A 22,662-nucleotide genomic window follows, 5' to 3' on the forward strand; every position below is an offset into this window, starting at 1 on the left:
TCTTTTTTGGATTCGCTACGGAAGCAGCTTCCTTTGCCAACGTGTTTTTCAAGGATTATAATGAGATAGTATGAAATTAATCCAAGGTGGTGTTACGGTGCTTACTCTTGACATATTTGGATTCAAAGCACTATGGAGCCCGTACTTTTTTACTTCTCTCGCGTTACTGACCGCCCTTTATTTTATTTTGACAATTAGGCTAAAGGACAGGTTTGAGGGCAGCGTACCATTGCAGGCACGGCAGATTGTTTATTTTACCACTTCAATGGTCTTGCTATATATCATTAAAGGCTCACCGCTCGATTTGATGGGCCATATAACTTTTTATGCCCATATGATCCAAATGGCTTCACTTTACTTAATTGTCGTCCCTTTGTTCATTATGGGGATTCCGCCATGGCTATGGAGGGCGGCAATTAAAATTCCCGCGATCGGCAAAATCTTCAACTTCATGACAAAACCACTGATCGCATTGTTGGTATTCAATGGAATGTTCTCGCTTTACCATGTCCCATTAATTTTCGATGCTGTAAAGCAGTCAATGCTTCTTCATGCCGCTTTTACTGCAGGAATTTTCTTTTTCGCCCTGTTCATGTGGTGGCCGATCGTCACTGAGCTGCCGGAGCATCAAACACTGACCGGCCTGAAGAAACTTGGCTATATTTTTGCGGACGGAATTCTCATTACACCGGCCTGCGCCTTGATTATTTTTACGAACGATCCACTATATGCAACATTCTCGGATCCTTCTTTATGGGCTAAATCCATGGAACTCTGTGTATCGCCGTCCCTTTTGGCAGGATTGGATTTAAGCGGTCCGGAGATGTTCAGTACATTGTCGCTCCTGGAAGACCAGCGGCTTGGCGGAGTCCTGATGAAAATAATACAGGAAGTTGTCTATGCTGTTTTCTTGGCAAAAGTTTTCTTTGAATGGTACAGGCAGGAACAGTCGGGGATTGATCCTGAACCCGAACCGTTCGCTGCTGAATAATAAAAGCCCCGGGCAGGGGGCTTTTATTTATTACACGCATTTCCGTTGCCTTAATTGATTTGAAAAATATAAGGAACTCGTCTACTATTATAGTAGTATATAAGAATGTGAGGATTAAGACATGGACCATTCAGTACCGATATTGCCAACAATCAGTACCTCTTTCATTGTGATAAGTGCCATCCTAGTCGCTATAGGCTGGTATCAAATTTCCAAAAGGCAGATAGAGGCACATAAAAAAACAATGCTTGCTGCCGGAGTAGCCGCGCTTACTTTTTTCATTATTTATATGTCCAGGACCGTGTTCATAGGGAATACTTCATTTGGCGGCCCTGAACATCTCAAAATTTATTATACGGTCTTTTTGATTTTTCACATTACCCTTGCGACTCTAGGAGCCATTCTCGGTCTCATCAATATATACACCGGCTTGAAAGATAGGCTTAATATCCATCGAAAGCTTGGGCCGTTTACGAGCATCGTATGGTTTGGCACGGCTATTACAGGCGTGGCGGTCTACCTGCTCCTCTATATTTTTTATGAGGGCGGGGAAACGACCTCGGTCATCAAGGCTATTTTGGGGACATAATAAGGGTAAAAAGAGCGAAACGAAAACTGGCGGCCATAAGAGGTCGCCAGTTTTCGTCTTTAAAGCTTGAAATTTAATTTTATCATACCTGCTTCGTGGGCTGTTTTAATTGCAACCACTATGATCGGGCCAATGACTATACCCGTAACTCCCATCATTTTAAAGCCAAGATACATGGCGGCCAGCGTAATAAGAGGGGAAAGCCGGGAATGGCTTAGATGCATTCTAGACTCCAGATACTGTCGAACTGCAATCAGGATAGCAGCCAACACGACCAATTCGAATGCAATCAATATACTTCCCGTCAGCGCAAAAAACAGAGCCATCGGACCAAGGATGATTAACGGGCCAATTACCGGGATGAAATCGAAGATCCAGATAAGCGCTGCCGCAAGTAAAGCTGCATCGGGCGTAATTACATACAATCCAATCAGCGCAATCACAAAAATCAATACGCCTACAAGAATTTGGCCCTTTATAAATCCAACGATAACAGCTGAAAGCCGGGAAAACATTGCATTTACTTTTTCGGCGGTCGATTCGGTTAAATGCGCCTGAATGCTTCTTCTTAGTCTTGGAATATCGACCATAAACAAGAAAAGAGCAACTAAATAAACAATGAAGGAAATGAAGAGATTCGGAATATTTGTTAAGAGCGACTTGATGCTGCTAATATTCACGTAAGTAAGCACGACATTTTTTAGGGAAACAACAAAATTATCAACCTGGCTTGTCATTTGGACAACGATGGATTCTGGCATGTCTTTAGACATGATGCCAATCCTTTCTTTCGCTTCCAGCCAATACGAGGATATCCCGTTCGCATAGGCCGGGACATGATTAACCATGTCAAGGGCTTCAGCGGCAGCCTTAACGGTCACATAGTAGCCGAGTGAACCAATGAGGATAACAAAAAGAGTAAATACGATTAAGACAGAAATATTCCTTTTGGCTTTAAATCGGATTGTGGTCAGCCTGACTGAAGGTTCCAAGAGGATCGCGGTGAATAAGGCCAAAATCAACGGAACCGATACAGGCAGGATAAAATAAAGGGCCAGGAGCGCAGCAAGTATCCAAACAGCCCATAAAATCTTTTTTCTAGTGAAAAATGCTGTCAATGGTTTATACCTTCCTTGGACAAAATTATATATTTCTATTTAAATTATAGCTTTTATGAATGATTACAAACAATAGCAATCTCCGTAAAAAGAAAAGACACATGTAACCATGCGCCTTTTCGATAAATTATTCTGCGAATTCCTCAACTTCTTCTTTGATTTTATCCAGCAGGTTCTTGCACTGGGTCACAAGCGCGGCTGGGAACTTCTCCCCTTCGCCATATTCCACTCCATGCGGATAGTAATGCTTTCCAAGAAGAGGAGGCAGCAATTGAATTAACGCCCTGCTGGAATCCACATCTCCTTCGACCGCATATCCGCGGATCCTCAGATAGTATGTACCGTCACGGAGTTCATATTTCTTGTCGAAGGTTACTCTTTCATAATCCCACTGACCTTCCCGGACAAGGCCATGCCTTAGCATGATATCATCCAGATGACCGAGATCTGCTTTAAGTTTTTCCAGTCCAGTATTCTCAAATTTCACACCGATATCCCCCTTTAGTAAACATGCAGCAACTGTTGTATGAAGCAGTTCAACTCATTTTTATAATAGTTTAATTCGCTATAATATGCAATGAATTCACATGGCCGCCTTGGAAAAGAGCAGAATAATTTCCGGTGGCTTGGAAAAATTAATAAAGGAGGATTCTGTAAGTTACCTTAAATAGAAGGAGGTATTGTTATGGAAAAAGTAGGAGATTTTATGACTGAAAATGTAGAAACTTGTTCCTTACTGGATAATATGTTTGAGGTGGCAGTAAAAATGCAAGAATGGAATGTTGGGGCAATCCCGATTATGGACGGCGAAAGGTTAGCCGGCATTATTACAGACCGCGATATTGTCATTAGGGGAACGGCAGAAAAAAAGCCTGGTTCCACTAAAGTGGAGGAAATAATGACAAAAGAGTTAGTTACCGTTTCTCCCGATTCTTCAACTGATGAAGCCGTTAAGTTAATGGCGAAGCATCAAATACGGAGGCTGCCTGTTGTTGAAAACTCCAAGCTCCTTGGTATGGTCTCCCTTGGTGATTTTGCGGTTAGAGAACGGACAGATGAGCAGGCAGGAAGCGCCCTATCAGAGATTTCTGAAACAAATTATAACGGAGTACAGCATTAGCAAAAGCGCCGGTTTGGCGCTTTTGTTTTTTCTCTTTATGGTATGGCGTAAGCTACTTGCACTTTTAGACAATGATTTTGCTATAATAGGAAGTGTATTACATACTTTGCATCGTATAATAATTTCATTTACAAAATCAGCTTTAAAAAAGGAAACGGCAAGAAAGAGATAATAGTTTTCTTTGCTTCATATTATAGAAGGAAAGCGGAAGGGGGGACGGCTCTCTGAAAACACTTATACGGATCATGATACTTTCTGCGGTTTTTCTGACGATTGGATTTTATGTAAACCAGGACGGAAATGGGGACAAGGACTCCCTTATTCGCGAAGAGCCGGTTCCGGAGGAGGAACAGCCGACAAAGAGCAATAAAGGCGGTGCGTCAAATTATGATATTCCCGACAGGCCTGACATAGGGCTATCCATTCTGATTGGAAAGTCAATTCAGGATGTGGAGAAGGCGCTTGGCAAACCTGCCAGGATTGATAAATCAGGTTATGACTATGAATGGCATATTTACAATCTGGACTTAAATAAGTATGTCCAGGTAGGAGTGGTAAATCAAAAGGTTGTAACTGTATATGCGATAGGCCCGCAAGCGAACGTCGCCCCCTTTACAATTGGGATGCCGCTCGAAGAAATCTTTACCTCCTTTGCAATACATACGAATATTTTAATGCAATATGAAGGAAATGAGTATCGCATTGAATTAACCGATACCGATGTAAATACAATGCCTCTTATCCAGTTCGGGGATATTTTCGCACAATTGTCTATCGATAGATTTACAAGCAGCCTTTCAAGTGTGAGGTTTCTTGATGCGGAAACTTTAATTAAACAAAGACCCTACGAAATCTCATACAGAGGGGAATTGATTGAAGCGAGGCCGCTCAATTCGGAGGAATGGCAAGAGGTAGAGGCTGGAGCGGAAAAACAGATTTTCGACATGACAAATGTACTTAGGCTCCGCTATGAATTGGAAACTTTGAAGTGGGATGAAAAGACCGCCGAAGCCGCTTACGGACATAGTCTTGATATGTATGAAAGCAATAATTTCTCCCATATTTCTGAAAAGTACGGGAACTTATCGGATAGGCTGAAAAAGTCAAAGGTGGTATACCAGTCTGCGGGTGAGAATATAGCCGCCAATTATATCGATGCTCCCGCTGTCATGGAAGGATGGTTAAACAGCAAAGGCCACCGAGAGTCATTGTTGAATAAGGACTTTACCCATATCGGGGTTGGCGTCCATCGGAAATATTACACACAGAACTTTATCCAGAAGTGGCTTGAATAGGAAGCAGGCGTGATGCCTGCTTCCTATTTCTCTTTTGTGGGCTCGACTCTGTTTACATGGAACCAATTTTTTTGCCAGCTTCCATATAGGCGGACTCCGCGGCCGGGATGATATTCTTCTATAACAGAATTCTTTCTAAGGGGCACGATGATACGGGCTTTTAAAATCCCCGAAGCAGTTTTCATTGTTAGCTCCTGGACAAGAAGAAAACGGTGATAATAAAATCTTTGTTTTTCCAGCGTGACGGAATTAATCATGCCCTCAACAATTGCTTCTTCCTTAGCTATTCCCGCTTCAAGCCATTTTTTTTCGTTTTCCTTGGCTTCCCTGACTGACAGCCACAAGAAGTAAAAGCAAATTATTGGAATAAGGATAGCTGTTACCAAAACGCATCACTCTCCGCTGCTGACCTTCTTTTCTACGATAAAGAAACTTCCAGTTGCTTGCGCTGCTTTTTTACCGTCATCACGAAATACTTCCGCGCTGATCACCATCGTGTTTTTTCCTTGATGGGCGACCTCTGCTTGGCAGCGGAGGCTTTCTCCAATTCCAGGAGCAAGATAATGGACATTCAATTGGGAAGTGACCGCTCCATATCCTTCCGGGACGAGGGAATTGGCAAGAGTCCCCATGGCCGAATCGATCAGTGTCGCTGTAATGCCGCCATGAACGATTCCCAAGGAATTGAAAAGGGCAGGGTTGATTGGAATGGTTATTTCCCAGACTGATTCATCGGGATTCTTCTTATAATGAAGGATACCTCCAATAAATGTGGTGGAATGGCCTTCCAATTTCTTTTTCATCCCGCTGATGACATGGGAAAGAGCTTTTAAATCTGTTTCTTTTGCAAGTCCCATATAGTCCGTCAGCAACTGTTCAAGTTCGTTTTTCAAGATATTCTCTCCTTTTCTATCCTAAATAGTATCATTCCTTTTACCATTTTTATAGTTTTAGCCCTGACTAAGTCGGACAATAATAGAGGGCGGGGCTTCTTTTTCACCATCTGGGAATGTTGAACATAATGTGTTATAGGCAAATAAAAGGAGTGGATGAAACCATGGCTGAAAACAAGCTGCATCCTTCTGTCAGCAGATTCAAGGAATTTGTTACAAGCCATCCGCATATCATCCAGGATGTCCGGGATGGGAGGGCGACATGGCAGGAATTGTATGAAGATTGGTACCTGCTTGGTGAGGAAGATCCCCGTTGGATCGCCAAGACGGGAACGGAGACAGTAAATGAGCCCGCCGCTGCTTCGGATGGACAGGGGGCTGGAGTGTGGATGGAAAAGTTGATGAATTACGCACAAAAAATGGACCCAGCCCAATTTCAATCCCATCTTTACAATCTCAGTCAGACGCTTGGCGCGGTACAGGGGCTGCTTAACCAGTTCCGCAGTTCTCCTCCTCCGCAGCAGGCTCCCGCTGAAATAGCTCCGCCTCCGCAGCTTTTTCCATTCCGAAAAGATTGACAGGGGGAAAGAAACATGAGGGCAGAAGTAATGGACTATATTAAAGGAAGGCAGGATTTGAAACAGTTCCTTAGGGAACAGCCTGTCTGGTATCGGAAGCTTTCGAGGGATCCAAACGCTTTACAGGACTTTGAAACCGCGTCTTTATATCATTTTGAAAAAACCATCCCCCACCGGGTCGCCAAATTTTCCAACGGTGTACAGATGGCATCAATGATGTTTCAGATGTTTCAATCTATGAAAACTACAGGAACTCAGTAAGAAGTATGTCGAATGGTAAATGATGGGCTTAACATAGAAAATTTCACCTTTTACCTGCCTTCATGGTAAAATGTACAATGGAGGTGGGCAGATTTGCTTGCTACAATAGAAAGAGTTGAATTGCTCGAAAATGCAGAGCAGTTGGGCAAAATGGTATTGGAGTCTGAAGTCGCCGAACATTATCGGGCTTGTTTATATAAATTGCGTACAAGCAAGGAAACGCAAAGGAAAATTTCCCGCTTTGTAAAATTGAAGGATCAGTACGAGGATGTACAGCGTTTTGGCAAGTACCATCCTGACTACAAAAGCATCATGATGCAAATTAGGGAAGCGAAAAGGGATATGGACCTGGATGGTAATGTGGCAGAATTTAAGATGGCCGAAAATGACCTCCAGCGCCTGCTAGATGAAATCAGCGGCCTTATTGGCGGTTCAGTGTCAAAGCATATTAAGGTCCCGGCCGGCAACCCGTTTTTTGAAACTGGCTCCAGTTGCGGTGGAGGCTGCGGGACCGGCGGAGGCTGCGGATGCTCCGCATAGATGGCGTGGAAAATTGGTTAATTTGTAAAGGTCGGCGGTGCCGGCCTTTTTTAATTTTCTCAATTAAAGGGACAGTTGATTTTTCAAGGAGTTGATTGAAACGGAGGGGACTGACTCCGGCGGGATGAAGCGGCACGTGGAGACCCCACAGGCGTCTATGACGCCGAGGAGGCTCCACAAAGACTGCTCCTGCGCCACAGACTATTCGGGGAAGCGAACCTTCAGCTCGTCGCAAAGCTGCACGAAGCAAATTCAGGTAGTTGCTTCGCCCCGCGGAAAGCATGTCACCGAAGTGGAAATCAACAATCAAGGATAACAGTGCATTTTAATTAAAGCTAAGCAGGCAAGGGAGTAAGGTGTTCGGGAATTTGTTCCAGTTTAGTATGGATGCCGATTGATTTAACCGGTTTTCATATGCTAGACTAATAAGAAACACCGTGTATGAAGGGGAAAAAATAATGTTTGGACAAAGGCAAGGTTTGGTGGTCTGGCTCTATACCTTAAAACAGGCCAAAATGCTTAGAAGGTTCGGGAATGTCCATTATGTATCTAAAAAGCTTAAGTATGCTGTTATCTATTGCGACCAAAGTGAGATAGACACAGTTATGGAGAAACTGCAATCCTATTCATTTGTTAAAAAGGTGGAACCATCCTACAAACCTTTTGTCAAAATGGAATATGAAAACGCGGCACCTGATAAAGCGAAGGAATATGATTATAAAATGGGTATTTAAGTGAGGGCGGACTAGCCCTCACTTTATTTTCTTTTAGGAAATTATAAAATATGTCTTTGTGGATAACTCATGACGAGTTATTGTAATCAAGCCCCATCAACCTAATGGGGGAAGGAAATGATTCAGGCGGAGAATTCCGATTAGCTGCTGATAGTATAGTTCGGTCTCGGCAAACATTGTTGACGGCTTAACTGATAGTTCGTAAACCTGTTTCCCAAGCAACGAGGCCGCCTCTTCGAAGAGACCGTATCTCTTCACTGGATGGTAATGGGGATTTGGAATTCCCTCCCTGCAAATGTAAATGGGCTGGAATTTACCTTCGTGTGCCGGGCGCAGGATAATAGCGGCAGAAGTTACTTCCTTCCCGTCTTTAATAGTATGAAGGGCAAGCATATGGGTAAGGCGGCTGGAATTTGTTTTTGCTATTTCAATCAATTCATATAAATCCCCATAGCCGCTTCCAAGCTCTATAAATCGCTGTATCACTTTTATACGCTCCTTTTGCTATCATTAATCATTCTAAACAATAGCATACAACGGCTTTTGACAAAAGAAAAAACCCTGCGGCAATGCCTGCAGGGCCCTTCTATATCCCATAGGGGACAGAAGGCAAAGGGAGAGGAGAAACCGGAGGAAGAACTTATGGGGAAACGTAAGTCTTCTCCGCGGTTGGCAACAACATCCTCGAATTGATGTTGTTAATTCCATTATTTCCAGTGGAGCCGTGCTTATACACGGCTTTGTATAATTTTTTGGCAGCATGCTTTTTAGACAAAGTTTGATTTGGCTTGCGTGAGTCAATTGTGTTAGGATTATGAAAAAAGTATCTTAATGGATTAGCGGTGATTTTAAAATGAGAGTCGTTTCAGGAAGCTGCAAAGGCCGTCCGCTTAAGGCGGTGCCCGGCACAGGCACAAGGCCGACGACAGACAAGGTAAAGGAAGCGATTTTTAATATGATAGGCCCGTTTTTTTCAGGAGGGACAGGCCTTGATTTATATGCGGGAAGCGGCGGGCTTGGGATTGAAGCGCTAAGCAGGGGACTGGAACAGGTTATATTTGTTGACCGGGACCCAAAAGCGATTATGGTGATAAAGGAGAATCTGAGGGCATGCACACTGGAGAATAAGTCGGAAGTATACCGGAACGATTCGGAAAGAGCTTTAAAGGCGCTTTCGAAACGCGGCATGGCATTTGACTATATCTTTCTTGACCCGCCCTATAAAAAGCAGCAGCTAGTATCGCTTCTCGAAAGGATCAGTTCCGATGGAAGGCTTGAACGGGGAGGAAAGATAGTTTGCGAACACGGCAAAGAGCTCGTGCTTCCCGAAACTGCGGGAGACCTGCAGAAAATAAGACATGAAGTCTATGGAATTATAGCCATTTCGATTTATGCCTATCCGGAAACGGTGCAAGGGGGAAATGAATGTGACTAATATTGCGGTCTGCCCGGGGAGCTTCGACCCGGTTACATACGGACATCTCGATATCATCATGAGAGGGGCAAGAGTTTTCGACGAGGTGCATGTCGTCGTTTTAAATAACTCCTCAAAAAATCCCCTTTTTTCTGTTGAAGAGAGGATTTCATTAATAAGTGAAGTAACCAAGGATTTGAAAAATGTGAAAACCGGCTCCTTTCAGGGACTTTTGGTTGATTATGCCCAAAGCGTAAATGCGCGTGCAATAATCAGGGGGTTAAGGGCCGTATCCGACTTTGAGTATGAAATGCAAATTACGTCAATGAACCGGGTGTTGAACGAACAAATAGAAACCTTTTTTATCATGACGAATAACCAATATTCCTTCCTAAGTTCCAGCATAGTAAAGGAAGTTGCGAAATACGGAGGCAATATCACCGAACTTGTTCCTCCGCCTGTTGAAAAAGCGTTAAAGAAGAAATTTAATTTATAACATTTAAAGCCAGCTGCGGTCAATACCCGGCTGGCTTTGATTATCGTCCGCTATTAAGGCTTTTCATCCTATCCGCTGCCGCCGATATAAAATGATTATGTAGATAATCAAAGAGGCAAGCGTCAAGAGGGGACCCCATTCCACGATGGCAAAGTGGCTGATGGAGAAAATACCTGCCTCCGCCGGGTTAACAACCGGTACTGCGTCCTGCGGGATTGTAGAGCCGGCAATCCTGATGTAAAAAGGTTCCCATAATAAAAATGCAAAAATACCAGCGAAAAATCCATGGAGGATTCGGGCAAAGAAAAACGGCCGAAATCGTATATCTGTTTGCGCGAGAATGCTTGCTACCTGAGCGAGTACGCTGAGCCCGCTAAAGGCAAGGATGAAACTGGTTATAATGGCCTGTTGGAGGAGAGTTGCTTCCTGCACCTGGCTGATAAGCTGGCTGCCAAGGGTTATCTCGAATAGGCCGGAGATAAATGGGATGCTCAGCATTTCCGGAAAGGACATCGATGATAGAACCACATTAAGCCCGTTTGCCAGGAAGGCTGTGACCTGTAAGTGGAAAAGAATCTTATTGACGACTGAAAATAATATGATGAATCCGCCGATCATTAGCAATGTCTGGATCGAAGAAGTTACAGCATCTCCAAGAAGCTTTCCGATTGGACGGTTATCTTTCAGCCTTGTCCGGTGAAGAGCGGCAAGGGCTTCCCGAATTTTGAAAGTTTTATGGTGGCCACCTCTGGAAGAACGTTCATCTTTTCCATAAAACCTCATGATTAACCCAACACATATATTTCCGAGATAATGCGAGATGGCCAGAAGGAGGCCTAGGTGGGCATTATGGAAAAAACCCACAGACACTGCCCCAAAAATAAACAAAGGGTTTGAACAATTTGTAAATGAAGCCAGTCTTTCCGCTTCAATTCTCGTAAGATTTCCTTCCTGGCGGAGCCGGGCAGTAAGTTTGGCACCGGCTGGAAATCCCGACGCCATTCCCATCGCCCAAACAAAACCGCCGACACCGGGAACTTTAAACAGCGGCCTCATTAATGGTTCAAGCAGAACACCAATAAATTTTACCACTCCAAAGCCAATGAGCATTTCAGATATGATGAAAAAGGGAAGCAGTGAAGGAAAGACGATTTCCCACCACATGTTAAGACCGCGGATCGATGCCTGAAATGATTCCTGGGGATACGAAATCAATGAAACGGCCATAATCGAAACAGAAACCGCAAGAAGAATTGTTTTTACTTTTGACCGGAACATGACAGGCCTCCTTGGTGAAGGAATTGAAGGATGCAACGTAGAAGCCCGGATGGTAAAATGAAAAAGCCGCCTTATCCTCATTAGAATAATAAGTGGCTGTTCTTTTAGCCTGGGCCATAATAGTTGTCCGCATGGAAAGGATCAGGGATAACGCCTGTCCCTGTATCACAATATACTCATAGAATAAGGAATTAGACCATAAGATTGAAGGAGATTTTTAAAGGAACAAAAGTGGATATTATTCAGGGGAGGCAGGATTGGATGGCTCCGAAAATCGGTTTGGCGCTTGGTTCAGGAGGAGCCCGCGGGTTTGCCCACCTGGGGGTTTTAAAAGTATTAACGGATGAAGGAATCCCAATCGATATGATTGCGGGGAGCAGCATGGGGGCTTTGGTCGGCTGTCTTTATGGAGCGGGAATTGACCTTGACCGGTTTTATAAATTTTCCATTTCATTTAAACGAAAATACTTTCTTGATTTTACAGTACCGAAAATGGGGTTCATCTCTGGAAAACGGGTAAAAGAGTTTATCCGGCTGTTCACACATAATAAAAATATTGAAGAACTAAACTTGCCGCTTGCCGTAGTAGCTACTGATTTAATGACTGGGGAAAAGGTTGTCTTTAAATCGGGGTCCGCCGCTGAGGCAGTAAGGGCAAGTATTTCAATACCCGGAATTTTCATTCCTGAAAAAATTGATGGAAGGATTCTAGTTGATGGTGGTGTCGTCGACCGAATCCCGGTCTCTGTTGTCAAAGAAATGGGGGCTGATATCGTCATTGCAGTTGACGTCTCCGGAGTCGAAAAAAATGCTGAAATTGATTCGATATATGATGTAATCATGCAAAGTATCGATATCATGCAAACAGAACTGCTCAGATATCGGGAGGTGGCTTCGGATGTCATGATCCGCCCGCAGGTTGGCAGGTTCAGTTCGCGGGCCTTTACCAATATAGAAGAGATAATTAAAATAGGGGAAGAAGAGGCCAAAAAACAAATTGGACCAATTAGAGATGCCATTGGGCGCTGGAAGGAGCAGCATTAGAATGCGCAAAAAACACATTAGGATTCCCTATATACTTGCCGCCTTGTTTTTTTTGGCAAGCATCTTTTATTCATTGCCATATTATATTTCAAAACCAGGGCTTGCAAAAGAGCTTGAACCGATCATTACAGTTGAAAATGGGTTCGATGAAGAAGGCAGCTTTATGCTGACAACTGTCCGAATGGGAAGAGCTAATATTTATACTTACTTGATGGCGAAGTTTGGCAAGTACCAGGAAATATACTCCCTCGATGAAGTGCTGGGAAAAGGTGAAAGTGAAAAAGATTATAATACAAAACAACTGCATATGATGGAAGATTCAAAAACAAGCGCGATTGAAGCAGCCTATAAAAAAGCCGGAATTCCAGTGGAATATCGTTATAAAGGTATTTATGTGATGAGCACTGTTCCCGGAATGCCAGCAGATGGCATCCTGGAAACCGGGGACAGGCTATTGGTGGCTGATGGAAAAATACTGAAATCGAAGGACGAACTGCTCTCCTACCTGAAAGAAAAAAAAGCAGGCGACCAAGTGAGCCTGACCTACAGCAGGAAAGGGAAAGAGGGAAAAACAACTCTGAAGCTTGAGAATTTCAAGGATAAAATCCCTGGAAGCAATCAGCCGGGAGCAGGTATTGGGATTTTGCCGGTGGATGACAGGGAAATCATCGTCTCTCCAAAAGTGAAAGTGAAGACAGATGAGATTGGCGGACCATCAGCAGGTCTTATGTTCGCCCTTGAAATTTACAATCAGCTCACAGAGGAGGATTTGACAAAAGGGTATGAAATTGCCGGAACAGGGACGCTCTCAGAAGGTATAGTGGGTCCTATTGGGGGAATCGAGCAAAAGATTGTCGCCGCGGATAAAGCAGGTGCAGAAATATTTTTTGCACCAAATGAAAATGGGGCGACAGATTCAAACTACCGGGCAGCTGTCAAAACAGCTAAAGACATCCGTTCAAAAATGAAAATTATTCCTGTTGATACATTTGATGAGGCGGTAGCCTACCTCGAAAAACTAAAGCCTAAAAAGAGTTAGAGATGAAGCAATTGCTTCATCTCTTTTCGATTACATATGGAGGCTGGCTATATTCCATTTCCAATAGCTTCTGTGACTGCGGACCTGGAACCCCAAGGGAATATATATAGGCCGCTTTGATATCGAGTTCAATCCCCTTGCTGGAAAACGATGAGAGTCTGGAAACGACCGGCAGTTTAAAATCGCCTTTATACATATTTAAATATCTTTTGCCGAAATCCGTCATCCCCAGCAAGCGCAAATATTCCGGTCCTTTTTCTGAGGTTGCCATTTCTTCCTTTTTTGCGTTAACAAGAATATGGGTGCATAACCGTTGAATCCTCGTCCACGTATAGCGCTTTGTTTTTGCGGTGTTCATGAATTCCCCGAAACTCTCCGCTTTAATAGCTGCTCCAACAAGCCTGTTCTCCAGTCCTTCTTCGGCTTCATAGATGGAGTTCAATTCAGCGGGGGATGCCTGGAGGAGCCTATATTTTAAATATGGCCAAAACATCTCCCATGAATGGAAGGCGCCGAACTCCGCCAAATAATCTTCAAGTGCTTCGGCTGAACTTTTTGGTATGTACCTTCTAATAGAAGCAAGACCTCCTGATCCATCAAACAGTGCTTTCCGGATACTGGTCGCACTTGCAATAGTAGACGAGGCAAAGTCCTGGTCATGGTAATTTGCGCTCTTTCTTTTAACCGTCAAAGGCATCATCCTGCTATTGATGGAAAGGATGGATTTCACATAATGATAGCCAAGGATATTATTCGGCTGTGACAAGGGAAGGACTCCCTCGGGCGCTTTCAGTTCTTCCATTGCCAAGGAGGCTGCCCGGGGATAGCTGACCCCTGTCTGCATGTACTGCCGGATCAACCGGTCATAGGATTCCCTCTCGTTGTTGATATATTCAACCGTTTTAATAAAAGCCTCCGCATCCCCAGCTTCACTTCCGAAGCAAACGGTGGAACATAGGGCGGCATCGAGCATTTTTACAGCCCCATCCGCAAATACCTCCGCTTTTTGGGTGCTGTATTGATAAGGCAGTTCAAAGACTAGATCAGCCCCGTTCATTAAAGCCATCTTCGCGCGTGACCACTTTGAAACAAGGGCTGGTTCTCCCCTTTGCAGAAAGCTGCCGCTCATGACCGCAATAATAATATCAGCGCCGCTCATTTCCCTGGCTGCTTCTAAATGATAGAGATGTCCATTATGAAATGGATTATATTCCACAACAACTCCAGCAGCTTTCAAAAAAAATCCTCCCTGTCGATGTTTTCTTTATTTTATGCCAAATCATCAGCATGCACCAGTAAAAGCAGCCTTTCTCTTTTCATGTTTGCACAATGGGATTACGGTTAAACTAGTAAATAATGAGGACTTTAACCGCCTTTCACGCGGATCGCAATGCAAGTTTGGGGTGTAAAGAAAAAATATTGACAAATAGTTTTATGGAAGCTATAATTACCTTTGTTGCCTTGGGGTGATCTATATGAAATGGACAATTAACCAGCTGCAAAAAATCCGGAACCAGGATTTAGTCATTGATGAAACGATCCGTGTTGAAGAAATCAAGGAGATTGATTCTACAATCAGGGAGGTTTCCCCGATCCGTATTACTGGACGGGCCGATGTGGGGGCCACGAAAGTGGTATTCCATCTAAGGATTAAAGGCCATTTTGTTCTGCCATGTTCCAGGACTCTAGTTGATGTCATTTATCCAGTGGATGTCGAAACAACGGAAACTTTCCTTTTCAATATTTCTGGATATGAAACAGATGAAGAGGCCTACCAGGTGAAAGGTGATGTGGTCGATTTAATGCCTGTAATCCGGGAAATTCTGCTTCTGGAAGTTCCCATGCAGGTGTTTTGCGAGGATGTCAAGGCTGAAGGGGGCGCTCCGCAATCCGGGAAGGATTGGGAAGTGGTTTCCGAGGAAAGCCAAAGCAATAAAATCGATCCAAGGCTTGCAGGGCTGGCCAAGTTTTTTGATGACAACAAATCATCCGATTCATAATCGGCAAAAAGAAGCAAAGTGAAGAAACCAGCATTTCTGGGCTTCATAACTTTCTTAAACCCTTTAAGGAGGTGGGAAGAATGGCTGTACCTTTTAGAAGGACTTCTAAAACTGCGAAGAGAAAGCGTCGCACTCATTTCAAATTAAATGTTCCTGGTATGGTTGCATGCCCAAACTGCGGAGAGATGAAACTTGCTCACCGTGTTTGTAAAGCTTGCGGGACATACAAGGGGAAAGAAGTTGTTAACGACTAATTTCCGTTCGATCAAGCACAAGGGAGAAATCCCTTGTGCTTTTTTCGTACATAAGGCAATGATATAAATAAAAAGGACGGGGAAGTGGATGGCCTACTCGATAGAAAAGCTTGATAACGGGATACTTTTGTTCACTATTGAAAGGGAAGAAAAACGAAATGCCATTAACTTTGAAGTAATGGATGGCCTTGTACAGCTGGTCAGACTAGCGGCTGATGAGGAAGTTAAAGCAGTGGCGGTTACCGGGCAGGCGTCGGATGCTTTTTGTTCAGGAGGGGATTTATCCGTCTTCCATGCTCTTAAAACGAAGGAAGAGGCATTTACAATGCTTTCAAGGATGGCGGGCATCCTTTATTCACTGCTGATTCTCCCAAAACCAACTGTCGCGATATTGAATGGCACAGCTGTGGGAGGAGGCTGTGAATTGGCCACCGCTTGCGATTTCCGGATTGCCAGAAAGGGAATAAAGGCGGGATTTATCCAAGGGAAGCAAGGAATCATTACAGGTTGGGGAGGCGGGGCGATTTTGGCAGAAAAAATGCCTGCGCCAACTGCGATGAGATTACTAATGGAAGCAGAAACGCGGCCTGTGGAGGAACTGGCTGCTTCAGGATTTGTTGATTGGATATTCGAAAACGATCCGGTCAGGGCGGGGCAGTCCTTTCTGGACCCAATCATTTGCCATGAGTCTGGAGTTTTACAGGGTTATAAAACTATTTGGCTTAATAAATGGGAAGAATCACAGCTTCAAGCTAGAATCGAAAAGGAAGTTGAAATATGCGCTGCACTCTGGGAAAGTGAAGCCCACCACAGGCAGGTGGCAAGATTCCTGAATAAGCGCCGCTAACCAGATATGCCTGAACTTGTTAAATCGTCGGCTGTCTCCCCATTCTATCTATCCTATTACTCGCATATGTATGAGTAAAAACAATAGGAGGGATGAGAAGAATGTCATCTACAAGACAGGATGCATGGACAGCGGATGAGGATTTGCTCCTTGCCGAAGTAATTCTCAGATATATCAGGGAAGGCGGCACCCAGCTTCAGGCTTTCGAAGAAGTAGGCAGACAGTTGTCGCGCACTTCAGCAGCATGCGGGTTTAGATGGAATTCCTATGTGAGGAAACAATATAAGTCAGGAATCGAACATGCCAAGAAGCAGAGGAAGGAAGGGAAAAAACCAGGAAAGACGGTACAAAATAGCGAGGATTCCAATGAGGTACAAAGAACCGAAAAGCCCTTGAAGCCTGAACTGGATTCTTCACTTGAGATTAAGGATGTACTGAAATATATCGAAAGTCTTTACAGCGCGGCTGGCAGCGCCACCTCGAATAAGGTGGAGCAAAAGCAGCTTCTCGAAAGAATCAAAGAACTTGAAAGGGAAAACGTGAACCTGGCGAATGAGTTGGATAGGCTTCGTGAGGATTATCAAGTTTTAATGGATATCTTGAACAGGGCAAGGAAGATGGCTGCCGAAAAGGAAGAACCCGGTTCAGGGCAACAAAAGGCCAAATTCCAGATGGATAAATACGGTAACCTTGAAAGGGTGGAATAAGGGCTAGGAATATCCGCTGGACCTGCTGATAACACTAATTTAATGTGAAAAAAATAAAGGGGCCGAGCGAAAATCCGCTGCGGCCTCCTTGAATAACTGATATTTTTCTAGTGGTGCTGAGCACCGACACCCTCCGGATACCAGACGAGCGGATTTTCACCCAGATCACGTTCGACTTCATAATCCACGTCTGTGAACCCGTGTTTTTCCCAAAAGCTTTTTGACCCGACGCGTGGATTTGTTTTAATCGGAAAACCGTACCCTTTGGCGAATTCAACCAGAGCCGTCCCATAGCCCTTCCCCTGGTAGTCAGGAAGGACCTCAAGCTTCCACAACTCCAGATAAGTCTGTGGTGGTTCGAAATAGCGATCGAATTTCGAATCAATTTGATATAAACTCATCCTCGCGACAAGTTTATCACCAAAATAAATCCCGTAAAAAGGCGATTGGCTGTCATTTTCGATAATATTCGCTTCAAGATCCTCGAGCATTGACAACTCCTGTATGCCATACTCTTTGAATTTTTTAAACTCTTCTAATGTTTTGTAGTTAACTTTAAGTTTCTCCACCTTTATTGGCATATCTCCAACCCCCAGTCAAAATACCTCTCTTTCATTCCGCGGCGAATTGATTCTTAAGATGTATGTTTCCATGAATAAACTAATTATATAACAAAAAATCAAAAAATTCCCCCTCCGCGCCTAAAAATACAATTTCAAAATTTGCAGGTTATTCAGATAGTATGGTAGAAACATAGTAGAGGGTTATTCTTTCCAGAAAAGGGATATACAGAAACAATTGAATAACACCCGCCTGCCCGGATGGCCGTTTTCCCGCATCACCATTGATAAAAGTCTATTCTGGAAGCCAGGTGGGAGAAAGGGGTAAGGTGTGCAAAGGATTTTAATAGCAAACCGAGGGGAAATAGCCTTAAGAATTATCAGGACTTGCAATAAGCTGGGAATCGAAACTATTGCCATCTATTCAGATGCCGATGAATCCCTGCCGTATGTAAAAGCTGCGGATAAAGCTGTCAGGATCGGGGAACCTCCTGTCATGAAGTCTTACCTTCAGGGGGAGCGAATTATCGAGGAGGCAAAAAAGGCGGGAGCAGACGCCATCCATCCAGGCTATGGTTTTTTATCCGAAAACGCGGATTTTGCCAGGCTTGCTGAAAAGGAAGGACTCAAGTTCATTGGACCTGCTCCGGAAACGATCAGTTTAATGGGGGATAAGGTCGCTTCCCGCGACGCGATGGAAAAAGCGGGCGTCCCGGTTGTCCCGGGCAGCAGCGGGGGCATTGAAACACTTGAGGATGCGTCCAGGATTGCAAGTGATTTAGGCTATCCTGTCATGCTGAAGGCTTCGAGCGGCGGAGGAGGGATCGGCATGGTCAAATGCCCTGATCAAACAGAGCTCGAAAAAGCCTTTTCCTCAGTAAAAGCCAGGGCTAAAGCCTATTTCGGTTCGGATGAGGTATTCCTAGAAAAATTCATTGAAAATGCCAGGCATATAGAAGTTCAGATTTTCGGAGACAGCGATGGGAACATTGTCCATATGTTTGAAAGAGATTGCTCAATTCAGAGGAGAAACCAGAAAGTCGTCGAAGAATCCCCGTCGCCATTCCTTTCGGAAGGGGCAAGAAAAAAACTTTTTGAAACCGCTCTCAAAGCTGCGCAGGCTGTTCGCTATAAAAATGCAGGGACTATTGAATTCATTTTTGATGAACAAGAAAATTTTTATTTTCTTGAAATGAACACAAGGCTTCAGGTAGAGCATCCTGTCACCGAAGAGATTACCGGAATTGATTTGGTAGAGTGGCAGATTCGGGCTGCTAAAGGGGAGAAGCTTCCTCTGAGCCAGAAGGAAATCACTTCAAACGGGCATGCGATTGAGTTCCGCCTCTATGCCGAAGACCCGGTCAAGTTTTTGCCTTCTCCGGGCAACATAAATGAATTTTCATATTCCGGAGGAAAAGGGGTAAGGATTGACGCGGGATATCGCGAAGGGGATACAGTCACCCCATATTATGACCCGATGATAGCCAAATGCATCTTCTCCGGTGAAAACAGGGATGAAGCACTTTCCGCCGCCAAGAAATTCTTTGGAGAATTGATGATTAGCGGAATAAAGACGAACGCACCTCTTTTCAAGTCCATTTTGGAGAATAGCGATTTTGAAAAAGGCAGCTACACAACCGCTTTTTTAAATAAAATGCTGAATTAAGGAACTGACAAAAATAAGTTGGGAGGAAAATAAAATGAAGGAAATCGTATCTTCAATGGCTGGAACCGTTTTTAATATTTTGGTCTCATCAGGGGATGAAGTGGCTGAGGGCCAGACAATCCTTATTCTGGAATCGATGAAAATGGAGATTCCAGTAGAAAGCACTTCAGCCGGAAAAGTCAGCGAATTAAAGGTGGCCATTGGCGACTTCGTAAATGAAGGCGATGTACTGGCTACTCTGGAATAGGGGGAGCAAGGAATGCCCGGAACAAACATTTTGCAGCAACGGTTACTGGATAAAAGGAAAGAGGTCGAAGCAGGCGGCCATCATAAGTATCACGATAAACTGAAGGAACAAAGGAAACTTTTCGTCAGGGATCGTCTTGCGCTTTTATTTGATCAAGGTGAATACGAAGAAGATGGGAAATTTGCAAACAATATGGCCGAAGGGCTTCCGGCGGACGGAGTCGTCACAGCAATCGGCAAAATCGGCGGCCAAAGCGTTTGCGTCATGGCTAATGACTCTACAGTAAAAGCTGGTTCCTGGGGTGCGAGAACGGTGGAAAAAATCATTCGTATCCAGGAAACCGCAGAGAAATTGAAAGTTCCGCTTCTCTACCTTGTGGATTCGGCTGGGGCCCGGATAACGGACCAGCTCGATATGTTCCCGAACAGAAGGGGGGCAGGGAGGATTTTTTACAACCAGGTCAAACTGTCAGGTGTTATCCCGCAGATTTGCCTGCTTTTCGGTCCTTCCGCTGCAGGAGGAGCGTACATACCCGCCTTTTGCGACATCGTTATTATGGTTGATGGAAATGCGTCCATGTATCTAGGCTCGCCAAGAATGGCCGAAAAGGTGATCGGCGAAAAAGTGACGCTCGAGGAGATGGGCGGCGCGAGAATGCATTGTACAATCAGTGGCTGCGGCGATATTCTTGCTTCCTCAGAGGAAGAGGCGATTGAAACCGCAAAAACGTACCTTTCCTATTTCCCGGCGAATTTCATGGAAAAACCAAAGGCCGCCGAAGCTATCCCTCCCAAGGAAGGAAGGACCCTCGAGGCGATTATTCCAGAGAACCAGAACGCTCCATTCGATATGTATGAAGGGATTGCCGCACTGATTGACGAGGACAGCTTTTTTGAAATAAAGAAGCTTTTCGCTCCTGAGCTGATTACAGGCTTGGCGCGAATTGGCGGCAAAACGGTAGGGATTATCGCCAATCAGCCAAAAGTGAAGGGAGGGGTCCTCTTTGTCGATTCGGCCGATAAGGGCGCGAAGTTCATCCAGCTCTGTGATGCTTTCCACATCCCGCTCCTATTCCTTGCGGACGTCCCTGGATTTATGATCGGAACGAAGGTAGAGCGGGCTGGCATCATTCGCCATGGAGCGAAACTTATTGCCGCGATGAGTTCGGCAACAGTGCCGAAAATTTCGGTCATCGTCAGAAAAGCCTATGGCGCAGGTTTGTACGCCATGGCGGGTCCGGCATTCGAACCCGATGTGTGCATAGCCCTGCCGACTGCCCAAATAGCCGTGATGGGTCCGGAGGCAGCTGTGAATGCAGTATATTCCAATAAAATAAATGAAATCGAAGATCCGAAGGAAAAGCTTGCTTTTGTGCAGGAAAAGCACAAGGAATACAAAGAACATATTGATATTTATAAATTAGCTTCCGAAATGATTGTTGATGAAATTGTAGCGCCATCAGAACTCAGGGATGTTCTGATCAAGCGGTTTGGCTATTACGAAACAAAAGAACTGCATTTCAGTACGAGAAAGCATCCAGTTTATCCAGTTTAATAATTTCTCGGCTTTTCCCCTGCTAGGCGGAAAAGCTTTTTTTATTCATATAAAAGGTACAAAGGTCCCGGAAGTTTGGTAAAATGTAGGCAAAGAGAAGACAGGGAGTTTTTGTTATGAAAATAGGGATTATTGGCGCTGGATCAATCGGACTGCTGTTTGCGGCATATCTCCAACGAAATTTTAACGTTACCTTATATACAAGGAACGAGGAGCAGGCTGACCACATAAACGTGCAGGGTGTTTCATTGTTGAAAGGAGTCGGGCCATTCACGGCCAAGGTTGATGCGGTACCTTTAAGCAATGGGATCGGTGAGGATGATATCATCGTTATTGCCGTAAAACAGTATCAATTGGAGCCTATTTTAAGTAGACTTCCAGCTGGCGGAAATTATCTGTTCCTTCAAAATGGAATGGGCCACTTGAAATATCTACAAGAACTTGATGCGCGGAATATTTATGTTGGTTCAGTTGAGCATGGGGCATACAGGGAGGATGACAGAACGGTCAGCCATAATGGTAAGGGAGTTACTAGAGCGGCTGTCTATAAAGGCGATCCATCGCTTTTAATGGAATTCGCAGGCTTGGTTCCAAAAGAGTTTCCAGTACATATTGAAGAGGATTATTACGGCATGCTGGCGAATAAATTAGCGGCTAATGCCGTCATCAACCCTTTGACTGCAATTCTCAGGGTGAAGAATGGAGAACTGGTTTCCAACCATCATTTTGAAAAGGCGCTCGAGTGTCTGTTCAATGAGGTAATGGGCATACTTGACCTGCCGGATAAGACGGAGAAGCTATTAATGGTAAAGGGCATTTGCAGGAATACAGCAGAAAACCGTTCTTCCATGCTGAAAGATTTGGAAGCAGGCAGGCCGACTGAAGTGGACGCAATCCTTGGATATCTTTTGGAGGAAGCCAAAGGGGCAGAAACGCCATTGTTAACAGCTTATTATGAATTGATCAAAGGAATGGAACTTGCCGCAGAAAGGGGAAGGGCATGAGTCAATTTTTATCTTCAGTCGCAGCGATATTCATACTCCTTCCCATCCTTGGCTATTTGCTTGTATTTATTATTTCCAAGCCTCTGACTGGCAGTCACCGCCGATCAGTTCATTACGCCATTGATGCTACGACGTGTCTGCTGATCATATCGGTACACTTCCTGGTCATCACGATTTGGAAGGTGTCATTCCTTTGGCTGATTTTTATTATCCTGCTGACAACGATGATGGTTTTTGCAGTCATCCATTGGAAAGTGAAGGGTGAAATCATTATTACCAAGGTTTTTAAGGGCTTTTGGAGATTTACCTTTTTGCTGTTTTTCCTTGGATACATCGCATTGCTCATGTATGGCCTTGTTCAGCGTGCCATACATGCTGTCAATATTTCCTGAAGCACTTTATAAATGATTGAGGCAAAGTCTTTTTTCATTTT

30 protein-coding genes are annotated in these 22,662 nt (G+C 44.3%); 22 read left to right on the forward strand and 8 right to left on the reverse strand.

The annotated features are described in order from the left end of the window. Positions 1-97: 97 nt before the first annotated feature. Entirely contained in the window at positions 98-991 is an 894-nt protein-coding gene (gene ctaG, locus BN1002_RS07380; RefSeq protein WP_231574997.1) for a cytochrome c oxidase assembly factor CtaG, read from the forward strand. 121 nt (positions 992-1,112) lie between these two features. After that, a complete protein-coding gene (locus tag BN1002_RS07385) occupies positions 1,113-1,580 on the forward strand; it encodes a DUF420 domain-containing protein (RefSeq protein ID WP_048824361.1) in 468 nt (155 codons plus the stop codon). Between the two features lie 59 nt (positions 1,581-1,639). On the opposite strand, the gene ytvI is transcribed toward BN1002_RS07385, so the two are convergent. Together ytvI and BN1002_RS07395 are read right to left on the reverse strand one after the other, a co-directional pair. After that, entirely contained in the window at positions 1,640-2,698 is a 1,059-nt protein-coding gene (gene ytvI, locus BN1002_RS07390; RefSeq protein WP_048824362.1) for a sporulation integral membrane protein YtvI, read from the reverse strand. Between the two features lie 127 nt (positions 2,699-2,825). Further along, positions 2,826-3,185 carry a YugN family protein gene (locus BN1002_RS07395; protein ID WP_048824363.1) on the reverse strand — a complete coding sequence of 120 codons (360 nt, stop codon included), beginning with the start codon at positions 3,183-3,185 and terminating at the stop codon, positions 2,826-2,828. A 198-nt stretch (positions 3,186-3,383) separates the two neighbouring features. Here BN1002_RS07395 and BN1002_RS07400 point away from each other — a divergent pair, with 198 nt between their 5' ends. Together BN1002_RS07400 and BN1002_RS07405 are read left to right on the forward strand one after the other, a co-directional pair. Then, positions 3,384-3,818, forward strand: a complete 435-nt coding sequence (locus tag BN1002_RS07400) for a CBS domain-containing protein (RefSeq protein WP_048824364.1) — start codon at positions 3,384-3,386, stop codon at positions 3,816-3,818. Positions 3,819-4,063: 245 nt separating this feature from the next. Next, positions 4,064-5,113 carry a CAP domain-containing protein gene (locus BN1002_RS07405; RefSeq protein ID WP_048824365.1) on the forward strand — a complete coding sequence of 350 codons (1,050 nt, stop codon included), beginning with the start codon at positions 4,064-4,066 and terminating at the stop codon, positions 5,111-5,113. A gap of 23 nt (positions 5,114-5,136) precedes the next feature. Here BN1002_RS07405 and BN1002_RS07410 read toward each other — a convergent pair whose 3' ends face one another. Then, entirely contained in the window at positions 5,137-5,499 is a 363-nt protein-coding gene (locus BN1002_RS07410; protein WP_048824366.1) for a hypothetical protein, read from the reverse strand. A gap of 6 nt (positions 5,500-5,505) precedes the next feature. Next, the gene (locus BN1002_RS07415) at positions 5,506-6,006 is read right to left on the reverse strand and encodes a PaaI family thioesterase (RefSeq protein ID WP_231574998.1); all 501 of its coding nucleotides are present in this window, start codon (positions 6,004-6,006) and stop codon (positions 5,506-5,508) included. Between the two features lie 164 nt (positions 6,007-6,170). On the opposite strand from BN1002_RS07415, the gene BN1002_RS07420 reads away from it, so the two are divergent. The 5 genes from BN1002_RS07420 to BN1002_RS07435 all read left to right on the forward strand — a co-directional run bounded on the left by BN1002_RS07420 (position 6,171) and on the right by BN1002_RS07435 (position 8,119). Continuing rightward, a complete protein-coding gene (locus tag BN1002_RS07420) occupies positions 6,171-6,584 on the forward strand; it encodes a YlbD family protein (RefSeq protein WP_048824367.1) in 414 nt (137 codons plus the stop codon). A gap of 15 nt (positions 6,585-6,599) precedes the next feature. Then, a complete protein-coding gene (locus tag BN1002_RS07425; RefSeq protein ID WP_048824368.1) occupies positions 6,600-6,845 on the forward strand; it encodes a YlbE-like family protein in 246 nt (81 codons plus the stop codon). A 93-nt stretch (positions 6,846-6,938) separates the two neighbouring features. Next, positions 6,939-7,385, forward strand: a complete 447-nt coding sequence (locus BN1002_RS07430) for a YlbF/YmcA family competence regulator (RefSeq protein ID WP_048824369.1) — start codon at positions 6,939-6,941, stop codon at positions 7,383-7,385. A gap of 124 nt (positions 7,386-7,509) precedes the next feature. Further along, entirely contained in the window at positions 7,510-7,701 is a 192-nt protein-coding gene (locus BN1002_RS24235) for a hypothetical protein (RefSeq protein WP_148362744.1), read from the forward strand. Positions 7,702-7,843: 142 nt separating this feature from the next. Then, complete coding sequence (locus BN1002_RS07435) at positions 7,844-8,119, forward strand: YlbG family protein (RefSeq protein WP_048824370.1); 276 nt, start codon at positions 7,844-7,846, stop codon at positions 8,117-8,119. Between the two features lie 96 nt (positions 8,120-8,215). On the opposite strand, the gene BN1002_RS07440 is transcribed toward BN1002_RS07435, so the two are convergent. Next, complete coding sequence (locus BN1002_RS07440; RefSeq protein ID WP_048824371.1) at positions 8,216-8,605, reverse strand: DUF7147 family protein; 390 nt, start codon at positions 8,603-8,605, stop codon at positions 8,216-8,218. A 367-nt stretch (positions 8,606-8,972) separates the two neighbouring features. Between BN1002_RS07440 and rsmD the strand changes: the two genes are divergently transcribed. Both rsmD and coaD read left to right on the forward strand, forming a co-directional pair. Next, a complete protein-coding gene (gene rsmD, locus BN1002_RS07445; protein WP_048824372.1) occupies positions 8,973-9,554 on the forward strand; it encodes a 16S rRNA (guanine(966)-N(2))-methyltransferase RsmD in 582 nt (193 codons plus the stop codon). Then, a complete protein-coding gene (coaD, locus tag BN1002_RS07450) occupies positions 9,547-10,029 on the forward strand; it encodes a pantetheine-phosphate adenylyltransferase (protein ID WP_048824373.1) in 483 nt (160 codons plus the stop codon). The genes rsmD and coaD overlap by 8 nt, the downstream gene beginning before the upstream one ends. A 63-nt stretch (positions 10,030-10,092) precedes the next feature. On the opposite strand, the gene ylbJ is transcribed toward coaD, so the two are convergent. Next, positions 10,093-11,307 carry a sporulation integral membrane protein YlbJ gene (gene ylbJ, locus BN1002_RS07455; protein ID WP_048824374.1) on the reverse strand — a complete coding sequence of 405 codons (1,215 nt, stop codon included), beginning with the start codon at positions 11,305-11,307 and terminating at the stop codon, positions 10,093-10,095. A 261-nt stretch (positions 11,308-11,568) separates the two neighbouring features. On the opposite strand from ylbJ, the gene BN1002_RS07460 reads away from it, so the two are divergent. Next, a complete protein-coding gene (locus BN1002_RS07460) occupies positions 11,569-12,351 on the forward strand; it encodes a patatin-like phospholipase family protein (protein ID WP_048827826.1) in 783 nt (260 codons plus the stop codon). Between the two features lies 1 nt (position 12,352). After that, positions 12,353-13,390 (forward strand): SepM family pheromone-processing serine protease, encoded by a 1,038-nt coding sequence (locus tag BN1002_RS07465; RefSeq protein WP_048824375.1) that lies wholly within the window; start codon positions 12,353-12,355, stop codon positions 13,388-13,390. Positions 13,391-13,406: 16 nt separating this feature from the next. Here the strand turns inward: BN1002_RS07465 and BN1002_RS07470 are convergent, their stop codons facing one another. Continuing rightward, a complete protein-coding gene (locus BN1002_RS07470) occupies positions 13,407-14,627 on the reverse strand; it encodes a nucleotidyltransferase (RefSeq protein ID WP_048824376.1) in 1,221 nt (406 codons plus the stop codon). 238 nt (positions 14,628-14,865) lie between these two features. Here BN1002_RS07470 and BN1002_RS07475 point away from each other — a divergent pair, with 238 nt between their 5' ends. The 4 genes from BN1002_RS07475 to BN1002_RS07490 all read left to right on the forward strand — a co-directional run bounded on the left by BN1002_RS07475 (position 14,866) and on the right by BN1002_RS07490 (position 17,198). Continuing rightward, positions 14,866-15,390: a YceD family protein gene (locus BN1002_RS07475; RefSeq protein ID WP_048824377.1), complete on the forward strand. Its 525-nt coding sequence runs from the start codon at positions 14,866-14,868 to the stop codon at positions 15,388-15,390. A gap of 80 nt (positions 15,391-15,470) precedes the next feature. Next, positions 15,471-15,644 carry a 50S ribosomal protein L32 gene (rpmF, locus tag BN1002_RS07480; protein WP_007086250.1) on the forward strand — a complete coding sequence of 58 codons (174 nt, stop codon included), beginning with the start codon at positions 15,471-15,473 and terminating at the stop codon, positions 15,642-15,644. An 88-nt stretch (positions 15,645-15,732) separates the two neighbouring features. Then, positions 15,733-16,491, forward strand: coding sequence for an enoyl-CoA hydratase/isomerase family protein (locus BN1002_RS07485; RefSeq protein ID WP_048824378.1), 759 nt, complete (start codon positions 15,733-15,735; stop codon positions 16,489-16,491). A gap of 101 nt (positions 16,492-16,592) precedes the next feature. After that, a complete protein-coding gene (locus BN1002_RS07490) occupies positions 16,593-17,198 on the forward strand; it encodes an RsfA family transcriptional regulator (RefSeq protein ID WP_048824379.1) in 606 nt (201 codons plus the stop codon). Between the two features lie 107 nt (positions 17,199-17,305). Here BN1002_RS07490 and BN1002_RS07495 read toward each other — a convergent pair whose 3' ends face one another. Then, positions 17,306-17,779, reverse strand: coding sequence for an N-acetyltransferase (locus BN1002_RS07495; RefSeq protein WP_048824380.1), 474 nt, complete (start codon positions 17,777-17,779; stop codon positions 17,306-17,308). A gap of 310 nt (positions 17,780-18,089) precedes the next feature. Between BN1002_RS07495 and BN1002_RS07500 the strand changes: the two genes are divergently transcribed. The 5 genes from BN1002_RS07500 (at position 18,090) to BN1002_RS07520 (ending at position 22,621) form a co-directional block, all read left to right on the forward strand. After that, entirely contained in the window at positions 18,090-19,424 is a 1,335-nt protein-coding gene (locus BN1002_RS07500) for an acetyl-CoA carboxylase biotin carboxylase subunit (RefSeq protein WP_048824381.1), read from the forward strand. 34 nt (positions 19,425-19,458) lie between these two features. After that, complete coding sequence (locus BN1002_RS07505) at positions 19,459-19,671, forward strand: acetyl-CoA carboxylase biotin carboxyl carrier protein subunit (protein ID WP_048824382.1); 213 nt, start codon at positions 19,459-19,461, stop codon at positions 19,669-19,671. A gap of 12 nt (positions 19,672-19,683) precedes the next feature. After that, the gene (locus BN1002_RS07510) at positions 19,684-21,225 is read left to right on the forward strand and encodes an acyl-CoA carboxylase subunit beta (RefSeq protein WP_048824383.1); all 1,542 of its coding nucleotides are present in this window, start codon (positions 19,684-19,686) and stop codon (positions 21,223-21,225) included. A 116-nt stretch (positions 21,226-21,341) separates the two neighbouring features. Further along, the gene (locus tag BN1002_RS07515; RefSeq protein WP_048824384.1) at positions 21,342-22,229 is read left to right on the forward strand and encodes a 2-dehydropantoate 2-reductase; all 888 of its coding nucleotides are present in this window, start codon (positions 21,342-21,344) and stop codon (positions 22,227-22,229) included. Continuing rightward, positions 22,226-22,621, forward strand: a complete 396-nt coding sequence (locus tag BN1002_RS07520) for a DUF3397 domain-containing protein (RefSeq protein WP_048824385.1) — start codon at positions 22,226-22,228, stop codon at positions 22,619-22,621. Before BN1002_RS07515 ends, BN1002_RS07520 begins: the two co-directional genes overlap by 4 nt. Positions 22,622-22,662: the final 41 nt, after the last annotated feature.

The sequence above is a fragment of the Bacillus sp. B-jedd genome (genome assembly GCF_000821085.1).
GTDB lineage: Bacteria > Bacillota > Bacilli > Bacillales > Cytobacillaceae > Bacillus_D.

Bases quoted from the DNA above. Each gene is read 5' to 3' on its own strand.
- BN1002_RS07385 (WP_048824361.1), top strand. From the start codon at position 1,113: ATGGACCATTCAGTACCGATATTGCCAACAATCAGTACCTCTTTCATT.
- BN1002_RS07400 (WP_048824364.1), top strand. From the start codon at position 3,384: ATGGAAAAAGTAGGAGATTTTATGACTGAAAATGTAGAAACTTGTTCC.
- BN1002_RS07405 (WP_048824365.1), top strand. From the start codon at position 4,064: ATGATACTTTCTGCGGTTTTTCTGACGATTGGATTTTATGTAAACCAG.
- BN1002_RS07420 (WP_048824367.1), top strand. From the start codon at position 6,171: ATGGCTGAAAACAAGCTGCATCCTTCTGTCAGCAGATTCAAGGAATTT.
- BN1002_RS07425 (WP_048824368.1), top strand. From the start codon at position 6,600: ATGAGGGCAGAAGTAATGGACTATATTAAAGGAAGGCAGGATTTGAAA.
- BN1002_RS24235 (WP_148362744.1), top strand. From the start codon at position 7,510: ATGAAGCGGCACGTGGAGACCCCACAGGCGTCTATGACGCCGAGGAGG.
- BN1002_RS07435 (WP_048824370.1), top strand. From the start codon at position 7,844: ATGTTTGGACAAAGGCAAGGTTTGGTGGTCTGGCTCTATACCTTAAAA.
- rsmD (WP_048824372.1), top strand. From the start codon at position 8,973: ATGAGAGTCGTTTCAGGAAGCTGCAAAGGCCGTCCGCTTAAGGCGGTG.
- ylbJ (WP_048824374.1), bottom strand. From the start codon at position 11,307: ATGTTCCGGTCAAAAGTAAAAACAATTCTTCTTGCGGTTTCTGTTTCG.
- BN1002_RS07460 (WP_048827826.1), top strand. From the start codon at position 11,569: ATGGCTCCGAAAATCGGTTTGGCGCTTGGTTCAGGAGGAGCCCGCGGG.
- BN1002_RS07465 (WP_048824375.1), top strand. From the start codon at position 12,353: ATGCGCAAAAAACACATTAGGATTCCCTATATACTTGCCGCCTTGTTT.
- BN1002_RS07475 (WP_048824377.1), top strand. From the start codon at position 14,866: ATGAAATGGACAATTAACCAGCTGCAAAAAATCCGGAACCAGGATTTA.
- rpmF (WP_007086250.1), top strand. From the start codon at position 15,471: ATGGCTGTACCTTTTAGAAGGACTTCTAAAACTGCGAAGAGAAAGCGT.
- BN1002_RS07485 (WP_048824378.1), top strand. From the start codon at position 15,733: ATGGCCTACTCGATAGAAAAGCTTGATAACGGGATACTTTTGTTCACT.
- BN1002_RS07490 (WP_048824379.1), top strand. From the start codon at position 16,593: ATGTCATCTACAAGACAGGATGCATGGACAGCGGATGAGGATTTGCTC.
- BN1002_RS07495 (WP_048824380.1), bottom strand. From the start codon at position 17,779: ATGCCAATAAAGGTGGAGAAACTTAAAGTTAACTACAAAACATTAGAA.
- BN1002_RS07505 (WP_048824382.1), top strand. From the start codon at position 19,459: ATGAAGGAAATCGTATCTTCAATGGCTGGAACCGTTTTTAATATTTTG.
- BN1002_RS07510 (WP_048824383.1), top strand. From the start codon at position 19,684: ATGCCCGGAACAAACATTTTGCAGCAACGGTTACTGGATAAAAGGAAA.
- BN1002_RS07515 (WP_048824384.1), top strand. From the start codon at position 21,342: ATGAAAATAGGGATTATTGGCGCTGGATCAATCGGACTGCTGTTTGCG.
- BN1002_RS07520 (WP_048824385.1), top strand. From the start codon at position 22,226: ATGAGTCAATTTTTATCTTCAGTCGCAGCGATATTCATACTCCTTCCC.